Here is a 10,067-nt window from a genome sequence, read left to right on the forward strand (position 1 = left end):
CCCGCCGGGGCCGAGCCGCCTGCCGGCCCCGGCGGTCCTACCCCGGCGGTCGCGCCTCCCAGGGTTCGGCGATGTCCCCGCCCGGCTCCCACCCGTACCGCGCGAGCTGGGCCGCGGCCGCTTCCCGCCCCGCCCTGCGCAGCAGGTCCACAGCGCTGTGGAGGGCGAAAACGGTCCCCGACTCGCCGGCCCGCCGGCACCACGCCAACGCCTCGTCGACCTGCCCGGTCCGCTGGAGCAGTTCGGCGCCCTGGCGCAGGGCGTTGATGTCCCCGGCCTCGGCCGCGCGTTCGTACCACTCCAGCGCCTCGTCGGTCCGGCCCGCCTCCTGGCAGAGTTCCGCGGCCCAGCGCAGCGCGAAGGTGTCGCCCGTCTGCGCCGCCTGCCGGTAGCGGGCCAGGGCCTCGGAGGGGCGGCCGGTCTCCCTCAGCAGGTCGCCGGCCAGCCACAGGACGAACTCGCAGCCGGCCTCGGCCCGGGCCTCAAGCCAGTCGATCGCCTCGTCGGTGCGGCCGGCCTCCCGCAGCAGGAACGCCGTCTGCCACAGCGCGTCCACGTCACCCGCCTCCGCCGCGCGCCGGTACCAGGCGACGGCCTGGTCCTGCCTGCCCGCCTCCTGGAGCAGACAGGCCGCCTGCCACAGTGCCTCGGAGTCCCCGGCCCGCGCCGCGCGTTCGTACCACTCCAGCGCCTCGTCGATCCGGCCCGCGCCCTGCAGCAGGCTCGCCGCCTGGCCGAGCGCACTGGTCTCGCCCGCCTCGGCGGCGCGGCCGTACCAGGCCAGCGCCTCGTCCGTACGGCCCTCCTCCTGGGAGAGGAAGGCACCCTGCCAGAGCGCGTCCACGTCACCCGCTGCGGCGGCGCGTTCGTACCACTCCAGCGCCTCGTCGGTGCGGCCTTCCTGCTGGAGCAGGGAAGCCGCCTGTCCCAGGGCGTCCGCGTCCCCGGCCTCGGCACGCTCCCGCAGCCATGCGACGGCCTCCTCGGTGCGGTCCGCCTCCAGCAGCAGGTCGACGATCTGCTGCGCGCCGTCGGTCTCACCGGCGTCGACCGCCCGCTGGTACCACTCGAGTGCCTGGGCGACACGGCCCGTTCGCCGCAGGACGTCACCGGCCTGGAGCAGCGCGGACGTGTGCCCGGCGTGTGCGGCACGGGCGTACCACTCCAGCGCCTCGTCGGTGCGGCCTTCCTGCTGGAGCAGGGAGGCGGCCTGCCACAGGGCGTCCACGTCACCGGCCTCGGCCCGTTCGCGCAGCCATGCGACGGCCTCCTCGGTGCGGCCCGCCTCCAGCAGCAGGTCCACGGCCCGTCGCCGCGCACTGGTGTCACCGGTCCCGGCCCAGCCGCGCAGCCACGTTATGGCCTCCTCGCCGCGCCCCGACTCCAGCAACAGGTCAACCAGGGGGCGGCGCAGGCCGGCGTCCCCCGTCTCGACCTGTGCCGTCAGCCACTCCACCGCCTCGTCGGCCCGTCCGGCTTCCCGCAGCAGCGACACGGCCCGCAGCAGTGCGGAGATGTGCCCGGCCCGGGCCCGGGCGCGCAGGGCGTCGAGAGCGTCGTCGGTACGGCCCGCCGTCCACAGCAGATCGACCATCTGCTGGAAGGCGAAGGCGTCGTCGGTCTTGGCACGGGCGCTCAGCCAGCGGACGGCCTCCTCGGTGCGCCCCGCCTCCCGCAGCAGGCCGACCGTCTGCTGCAACGCGTAGGTGTCGCCCGTCTCGGCGGCCCGCCGGTACCAGGTCAGCGCCTCGTCCGGGGCTCCCGTGTCCCGCAGGAGGCCGGCCGCGCGGCGCATGGCGTCGATGTCACCGGCCTCGGCGGCCCGCCGGTACCACGGCAGCGCGTCCTGGGCGTGCCCCTCGGTCTGCAGCTCGAAGGCGAGCCTGCGCATGGCGTTGACGTCACCGGCCTCGGCGCGGCGGCGCAGCCAGCCGATCGCGTCCTCGGTGCGGCCCGCCTCGCGCAGCAGGGCGAGTGTCTGCTGGAGGGCTTCGCTGTCGCCGGTCTCGGCGGCCCGCCGGTACCAGCCGATCGCCTCGTCGGTGCGGCCCGCCTCGCGCAGCAGGGCGGTCGTCTGCCGCAGCGCGAACGAGTCGCCGGCCTCGGCGGCCCGCTGGTACCAGTCGATCGCCTCGTCGGTGCGGTCCGCCTCGCGCAGCACCTTCGCGGCCTGGAGCAGCGCGAACGTGTCGCCGTGCGCGGCCGCCACCGAGTAGGCGCGGACCGCGAGCCGTTTGAGACCGCGCAGCCCCGCCGAGCGCGCGATGTCGACATGGCTGCCGACGGCGGCATGGTCGACCAGCGCGTTCCACAGTCGCGGGGGCACGCCGGCGGTTCGGCGGTTGGTGCGGCCCTCCTGTTCCAGGTAGTCGGCGAGGACGTAGTGCGGCTGGGCCGGATACGCGTCGCCGGGCCGGGGCCGCATCCGGGTGAGGGGACCGCGGGCGCCGTGGCAGGGAGCGGCCGTGTAGGCCAGGGCCTGCTCCAGCCAGTCCTCGCCGAGCGTGTCCCACTGGCCGTCGGTGAGGTATCCCGGGGCGGCGGCCTCCAGCAGCGCGTGCGGGATCGCCCGGGCGTGACCGAGGCGCCGTGCGTCCATCGCCGTTTCGATCAGCGCCCGCGCCGCGGTGGGCGCCGCCCGGTATCGGTCGAGCAGGGAGGGCGCGCCCGCCAGGTACTGGGTGATCTGCCCCTGCTCGGCCTCGGCGACGGCCCGGGCCAGCCTCGGGTCGCCGCCGGCGGCGACCCTGAGCGCCTTGAGGGCCTGGCCGTTGAAGGTGTCCGGCACGGGTACGACCGTGCCGCTCAGCAGCACCCGCGCCTGCGGGTGGGCATCGGCGACCCCGGGCTGGGGCGTGCCGGTGAGGGTGGCCCAGTACTCGGGCCACATCGTGCCGAGGACGAGCACCGGGGCCCGGTCCGGCTCGGCGAGCAGGTCACGCAGTCCGGCGGCGGCGCGCTCGCCGACGGAGTCGGTGGGCGTCAGCAGGTAGTGCTGCATCTCGTTGAGCCACACCACCGTCCGTGGAGTCACCGCGTCCAGGTTCGCCAGCAGCGCCTGCGGGCGGTCGGGGGCGATCGGATGCCACAGCCGCCAGCCGGCCGGGAGTTCCTGCACGGCCTCCCAGCAGGCCCGCGTCTTGCCGCAGGAGGAGCCGCCGACCAGCACGACCATGCCGCTGACGCCGTCGGCGGCCTGCTGGACCACCTCGCGCAGCCGGACGTCGTGTCCGCGTTCGACGTAGGCCGGGAGGAGGGGCAGCGTCTCGCTCCTGCCCTTCTCCCACGGCCCGACGACCGGGGGGACTTCGATCGCCCGGTGGACCTCCAGGGAGAACGGGTCGGCGAGTTCGCCGACGGGCCGCCCGGGAGCGGCCCGGCCCTCGGGGCCCGGCAGCGGATCGGGGCCCGGGTCGCCGAAGCCGGGAACCGGCGGTGGCGACGGCGGCGTCCTGTCCTGCGATGACGCCTCGGGCGCGCGGTCGGCGGCCATCAGTGCGGACCACTGCCGTGGCACCGGGGGAGGCAGCTCGGCCCAGCGGGCCAGGATCCGCGCCACCGCCAGCAGGTGGTCGAGGTTCCGCGGCGCGTGCTTGTGGTTGAACCAGTCGCTGATCGTCTTGACCGAAACGCCGGACTCCTCGGCCAGCCTGCTCCGTACGAGGCGCAGTTCACGGTCGGCGAGTCGTGCCTCGGCTCGCCTGCGTAACCGGTCGAGCTCCTCGAGCACCAGCGACGCCACTCCACCTCCTGGGCACCGTTGGCTTTCCGGTTCGGAAATCCGAAAGGCCGCGTGGACCTTCAGATTACGCAGTCGGATTCCGAACTGTTCCGAGTTGGCTGGGAGTTGTCACCCCACCGTGGGTCAACTGGTGCGCATACGCCCCCGAAGCACGACGGCAGGAGCAGCAGATGGAGCCCGACCGCACCCGCGCACGCACCCGTGACTGGCGTCGCCTCGGCCGTGCCGTCATGTTCAGCGCGGTGCGCGGTGCGGCGGCCGCACTGGGCTCCGGCGCCGTCAGCGCTCTGTTGTGGTGGTGGCAGCGGTAGGACTCCGCCCTGCAGGGCCCTTGTGCAATTCCTGTGGAGGCCTCAATCTTTCGCTCACGCGCAGATGTCGCCCGGTGGTCGACGAGGTTGACATGACCATGACTTTCGGGTGTCCGACGGGCGTGCACCACACCCCACAGCGCACCACCGATTGAGGAGGACCCCTCAGATGGCAGTGATGCGTACTCCCCACAGACCCACCCGGCGAAGACTGGCCGCGCTCGGCGCGACGGCCACCGCGGCGCTCGTCGCGAGCCTCGTCTCCGCCCTCCCCGCCGGCGCGGCCCCGGCCGCGTCCGAGGGAAGCGTCCAGTACGAAGGCGCGGCGAACGCCGTCGCCGACAGCTACATCGTGACGCTGAAGACGCGGAAGGCCGGTTCCGCCGAGGGCCGGGCCCTGGCGCACAAGTACGGCGCCGACATCGAGCGGACGTACACCAAGGCCCTGAACGGCTACGAGGTCGAGGCCTCCGAGTCCGAGGCGAAACGTCTCGCCGCCGACCCGGCCGTCGCCACCGTCGTGCAGAACAGGACGTTCCGCATCACCGGGACGCAGCCGAGCCCGCCGTCCTGGGGCCTGGACCGCATCGACCAGAGGAACCTGCCGCTGAACAGCTCGTACACCTACCCGGACAAGGCCGGTGAGGGCGTCACGGCATACGTCATCGACACCGGCGTCCGCATCACGCACAGCGACTTCGGCGGCCGCGCCTCCTACGGCTACGACGCCGTCGACAACGACAACACCGCCCAGGACGGCCACGGCCACGGCACACACGTCGCCGGCACGGTCGCCGGAGGCGCCTACGGCGTCGCCAAGAAGGCCAAGGTCGTCGGTGTCCGCGTGCTGAACAACTCCGGCCAGGGCACCACCGCCCAGGTCGTCGCGGGCATCGACTGGGTCGCGCGGAACGCGGTCAAGCCGGCCGTCGCCAACATGTCCCTCGGCGGTCCCGCCGACACGGCCATCGACACGGCCGTACGTGGCGCCATCACCTCCGGCGTCACCTTCGTGGTCGCGGCCGGCAACGAGTCCACCAACGCCTCCACCCGGTCCCCGGCCCGCGTCGCCGAGGCCGTCACGGTCGGCGCGACGACATCGAGCGACGCGAAGGCGAGCTACTCCAACTACGGTTCGGTCCTGGACCTGTTCGCGCCCGGTTCGTCCATCACCTCGGCGTGGAGCACGAGCGACTCCGCGACCAACACCATCTCCGGTACGTCGATGGCGAGCCCGCACGTCGCCGGCGCCGCCGCCCTCCACCTGGCCGACAACCCCACGGCCACTCCCGCGCAGGTCTCCGCCGCGCTGACGGCCGCCGCCACCACCGGCGTCGTCACCAGCCCCGGCAGCGGCTCGCCCAACCGGCTCCTGAACGTCGGCGGCGGTACGACCACCCCGCCCGGCCCGCGCTTCGAGAACACCGCCGACCACCCCATCGCCGACAACGCCACCGTCGAGTCCCCGGTGACCGTCTCCGGCGTCTCGGGCAACGCGCCCTCGGCCCTCGCGGTGGAGGTCCACATCGTCCACACCTACATCGGCGACCTCCAGGTCCAGCTGATCGCCCCCGACGGCACGGCGTACACGCTGAAGTCGTACGGCACCGGCGGCAGTGCGGACAACATCGACACCACGTACTCCGTGAACGCCTCGGCCGAGGCCGCGAACGGCACGTGGAAGCTGCGCGTGAGCGACAACGCCCGCCTCGACACCGGGCGGATCGACGCCTGGGCGCTCCAGTTCTGACCCCGTCCATGACCGGCCGTCAGTCTCCTGACGGGTCCGCTACGTAGGCGTCCTCGTCCTCCGGAAAGGGCTCCGGGTCGGTGACCCGGCCCGCCGTGAGGACGAGGCGCTTGTGGATCACGCTCATCGTGGGCGGGACCAGATCGCGGGGTCTCAGCGCACCGCCCCCCGCAACTGACAGCCGAGGGCAACGCTCCGGTGCCGGTCTGGATGAGGGTGGCGCTGAAGGTGAGCCGGTCCACGATCGCCGCGAGTAAGACGGGCAAGGGCCAGCCGACCCAGGCCGGAATCTCTGGACTCCAGGCCGGGGAGCACGTCAAGATGCGCCCAGCCGTACGTCGTCGGTTTCGCACGGCCGCTCTCCCACCGCCTCAGCCAGGAGCACCGTACCCGTGTCGATACCCCCGCCCCCCGGGAACCAGCAGCCCCAGGACCCGTACGGCCCGCCGCCTGCGAACTGGCCCCAGGGAGCCCAGGGTTACGGGCCCTGGGGCAACGGCCCCGCCGGCCGCCCCTACGGCGCGCCGGTCTCCGTCAACGCGCTCGCCGTCGCCGCGCTCGCGCTCGGCGTGCTCTGCTTCCTGCCCGCCGCGGGGCTCGTGCTGGGGCTGATCGCGTTGCGGCAGATCAGGCGCAACGGCCAGAGCGGCCGGGGGCTGGCGATCGCCGGTGCCGTGCTGTCGTCCGTCGGGATCGTGCTGTGGGCGGTGACGCTGTCCACGGGTGCCCTGTCCGACGCCTGGGAGGGGTTCAAGGACGGCGCGCAGGGCAACGAGAGCCTGTCACTGCGGAAAGGCGACTGCTTCGACGCGCCCGGCGGTCTGGAGGGCGACACCCACGACGTCGACCCGGTCTCCTGTGAAGGCCGGCACGACGGCGAGGTGTTCGCGGTCGTGACCCTGCCGGGCGGCGCCTTCCCGGGCGATGCCGAGATCACCGACATCGCCGACGAGCGGTGCTACGAGCTCCAGGACCAGTACGCCATGGACTCCTGGGCGATGCCGGCCGACGTCGACGTGTACTACCTCATGCCGTCGCGGGACAGCTGGCGTTACGGCGACCGCGCGATCACCTGCATCTTCGGCAACACCGAAGCGAAGGCCAAGCTGACCGGCTCCCTGCGCGGCGACCCCACCACGCTCGACACCGACCAGGTCGTCTTCCTGTCCGTGGCCAACGCCGTCGACGCGGCGCTGTACGAGGAGCCCGAGGACACCCCCGAGGACGACCTCGCCGGCCACCGGGCCTGGGCCACGCAGGTGCACGACGTGCTCGGCGAGCAGATCGAGGCACTGCGCGGGCGCTCCTGGCCGTCCGCCGCCCGGCAGCCCGTCGCCGCCCTGGTGAAGGACATGGAGGACGCCCGCGAGCAGTGGTCGAAGGCGAGCGCGGCCGGCGACCCGGACACGTACTACACGCACTACGACAAGGCGTACGAGTACGTCGACGGCCCGGCGACCGTCACCGCGCGCAAGGCCCTCGGACTCGCGACGACGCAGCCCACCCCGGGCGAGACCGAGGGCGGGGACTCCGAAGCCGAGGTGTGACGGCGGCTATAGCGGGGAGAAAGTGCCTGCGTAAAGCCCTCGGGGCCATCATGTCATCACATCGAGTGATTCTCTGGCCTTTGCTTGCATGGCACAACCTACGGTTGCCACGCTGTTGCTGTCTGTACAACCTGATGGGAGCGGCCAGTGACATTCGGTGAGCAACCGGCGTACCTGCGCGTCGCGGGTGATCTCCGCAAGAAGATCGTCGACGGTCAGCTCCCTCCGCACACCCGCCTCCCCTCCCAGGCCAGAATCCGCCAGGAGTACGGCGTCTCGGACACCGTCGCCCTGGAGGCCCGCAAGGTGCTCATGGCGGAGGGCCTGGTCGAGGGCCGCTCCGGCTCGGGGACGTATGTGCGCGAGCGGCCCGTGCCCCGGCGCATCGCCCGCTCCGGATACCGCCCGACCGGCGGGGCCACGCCGTTCCGCCAGGAGCAGGCCGACGGCGAGGGGCGCGGCACCTGGGAGTCCAGCAGCGAGCAGACCGAGGCCAGTGTCGCGGTCGCCGAGCGGCTGGCCATCGAGCCGGGCGAGCGCGTGATGTGCACGAAGTACCTCTTCCGTGAGGGCGGCGAGGCGATGATGCTCTCCACCTCCTGGGAGCCGCTCGCCGTCACGGGCCGTACGCCGGTGATGCTGCCGGAGGAGGGCCCGCTCGGCGGCATGGGCGTCGTCGAGCGCATGCGCGCGATCGACGTGATCGTGGACAACGTCACCGAGGAGGTGGGCGCCCGCCCCGGACTCGCGGAGGAACTGCTCGTCCTCGGGGGCGTCCCCGGGCATGTGGTCCTGGTCATCCAGCGCACGTTCTACGCCTCCGGCCGCCCGGTCGAGACGGCCGACGTGGTCATCCCGGCCGATCGGTACCGGGTCGCCTACCACCTTCCGGTCAAGTAGCGAACGCTCACTTCCGTCCCGCGGCGCGCTCCCCGCGCGCCCCGCTCACTCGATCACCGCGGGAGCCGTCCCCGGCCGAGGTGGTTCGTGGCCGGTACCAGGCCGTCGTTCTCGCAGGTCGGCGATGGCGTCTGCGTTATGCATCCGACTGGATGCGTCGAGGTGCCCGGACGGCGCGTTCGTTGTCGTGCGCCCCCTGTGTACTGGCTGGTTGCGTACCTCTTTGTGAAAAGCCGTATTCGCTGCGTGAAGGTTAGGCGTACGCTCGGGCATATGCGCATTGCGGTTTCCTTATCGGGTGGGGCACGGCACAGGCCGCGGGTGGGAAGTGGAGGGGCGCCATGAACGACAGCACGATCACTCTTCCCTGGCTCGTGATACGAGAGGACGACAACGGCAACCGCTACCGGGTGGGCCGGTACGCGACCCGGGCCGAGGCCCAGAAGATCGCGGACAGCCTCGACGGCCGCGGCCACAGGCAGCTGTACTGGGTCGAGCGGCTCGGTCAGAACGGGCAGGGCGGGGCGCACGACTGACCTCGGGCGGGCCCGCGCTCCGAGCCGGTGTCCGGCCGCGCTCCCGTAGGCTCCCCGCATGAGTGAGCGGATCGTCGTCGTGGGTGCCGCGCTGGTCGACGACGGGCGGCTGCTGGCCGCCCGGCGCAGCGCGCCCCCCGAGTTGGCCGGGCGCTGGGAGCTGCCCGGTGGCAAGGTCGAGCCGGGGGAGACGGCCGACGCGGCGCTCGTGCGGGAACTGCGCGAGGAACTCGGCGTCGACGCCGAGGCCGGCGGGCGCGTCCCGGGGGAGTGGCCGCTGAAGTCGCCGTACGTGCTGCATGTGTGGACCGCGCGCCTGCGGCCCGGCTCCGCCGCCCCCAAGCCCCTTCAGGACCACGACGAACTGCGCTGGCTCGGCCCCGGCGAGGTCTGGGACGTGGACTGGCTCGACCAGGACGTGCCGGCGGTACGGCGGACTCTCGCGCACCTGGGATCTCTCGGCGGCCCCGGTACGGGAGAAGTACCCGGCGCCTGAGGCCAACCGGGGGCGTGCGAGGCCCGAAGGCGGACGTACGGGCGTCCCGTACGCCTTTCGCGCCACAGTGCGCTGCCCTGCGCGATACTCCGCCCCCGATATCGGGTATGTGCTCATTAGCCCCATTTAATGGGACATGGGTGAGCCCGCTGTCGGGGAAGTGATCGGCGTGATCGACACGGAAGGTGACCGCGCCGAGTGGACCTTTCCCGCCGAGCCGGGTGCCGTGCGCACCGCCCGCCAGGCCGTCCGCGGCCAACTCCGCGGCTGGAGCCTCGACAGCCTCGCCGACCTCACGGCGTTGTTGGTCAGCGAGTTGGTCACCAACGCCCTGCGGCACGCCACGGGCCCCATCGGCGTCCGCCTGGTCCGCCCCTCCGAACTGAACGGCGTCCTCCTGGTGGAGGTCTCCGACCCGCTCCCGGACCCGCCTCGCGAGCGCGCCGCCAGACCCGAGGACGAGAGCGGCCGCGGGCTCCAACTGGTCGCCTCCTCCTGCCGCCGCTGGGGCACCCGGCCCGGCGGCGTGGGCAAGACCGTGTGGTTCGAACTCGCGGTTCCGGAGTGAAAAATCGGTGTACGTCCGCCCTGCCACTGTCGAGCGAATGGTTCAGGCCAGTGGCGGTTGTCGGCGGACGGGATTCGACGACGTGTCCCCTGGTTAGAAGACTGGGAGTGTTCTCACGGTCCGGTCCAAAAACCATCGGGACCGTGCTGTGATCGTGAACACCGTGTTGTGCGGCACCGTAGTGCTGGATACTGCGGGCAGCCGCCCCCGGTGACCG

The 10,067-nt window shown here is 72.7% G+C and carries 8 protein-coding genes; 7 read left to right on the forward strand and 1 reads right to left on the reverse strand.

Annotation, left to right across the window (positions count from 1 at the left end; genetic code table 11):
- Positions 1-37: 37 nt before the first annotated feature.
- Positions 38-3,742 (reverse strand): SEL1-like repeat protein, encoded by a 3,705-nt coding sequence (locus PV963_RS30020; protein ID WP_274819143.1) that lies wholly within the window; start codon positions 3,740-3,742, stop codon positions 38-40.
- 170 nt (positions 3,743-3,912) lie between these two features.
- Between PV963_RS30020 and PV963_RS30025 the strand changes: the two genes are divergently transcribed.
- The 7 genes from PV963_RS30025 (at position 3,913) to PV963_RS30055 (ending at position 9,850) form a co-directional block, all read left to right on the forward strand.
- A complete protein-coding gene (locus PV963_RS30025) occupies positions 3,913-4,053 on the forward strand; it encodes a hypothetical protein (protein ID WP_274819144.1) in 141 nt (46 codons plus the stop codon).
- A 169-nt stretch (positions 4,054-4,222) separates the two neighbouring features.
- Positions 4,223-5,803 (forward strand): S8 family peptidase, encoded by a 1,581-nt coding sequence (locus PV963_RS30030; protein WP_274819146.1) that lies wholly within the window; start codon positions 4,223-4,225, stop codon positions 5,801-5,803.
- 392 nt (positions 5,804-6,195) lie between these two features.
- Entirely contained in the window at positions 6,196-7,350 is a 1,155-nt protein-coding gene (locus PV963_RS30035; RefSeq protein ID WP_274819147.1) for a DUF4190 domain-containing protein, read from the forward strand.
- A gap of 147 nt (positions 7,351-7,497) precedes the next feature.
- Positions 7,498-8,250 (forward strand): GntR family transcriptional regulator, encoded by a 753-nt coding sequence (locus tag PV963_RS30040; RefSeq protein ID WP_274819149.1) that lies wholly within the window; start codon positions 7,498-7,500, stop codon positions 8,248-8,250.
- A gap of 341 nt (positions 8,251-8,591) precedes the next feature.
- A complete protein-coding gene (locus PV963_RS30045) occupies positions 8,592-8,786 on the forward strand; it encodes an SPOR domain-containing protein (RefSeq protein ID WP_274819150.1) in 195 nt (64 codons plus the stop codon).
- A 58-nt stretch (positions 8,787-8,844) separates the two neighbouring features.
- The gene (locus tag PV963_RS30050) at positions 8,845-9,282 is read left to right on the forward strand and encodes a (deoxy)nucleoside triphosphate pyrophosphohydrolase (RefSeq protein WP_274819152.1); all 438 of its coding nucleotides are present in this window, start codon (positions 8,845-8,847) and stop codon (positions 9,280-9,282) included.
- A gap of 136 nt (positions 9,283-9,418) precedes the next feature.
- Complete coding sequence (locus PV963_RS30055) at positions 9,419-9,850, forward strand: ATP-binding protein (protein WP_274819154.1); 432 nt, start codon at positions 9,419-9,421, stop codon at positions 9,848-9,850.
- Positions 9,851-10,067: the final 217 nt, after the last annotated feature.

The organism is Streptomyces coeruleorubidus (assembly GCF_028885415.1).
In the GTDB taxonomy this organism is placed as follows: Bacteria; Actinomycetota; Actinomycetes; order Streptomycetales; family Streptomycetaceae; genus Streptomyces; species Streptomyces coeruleorubidus_A.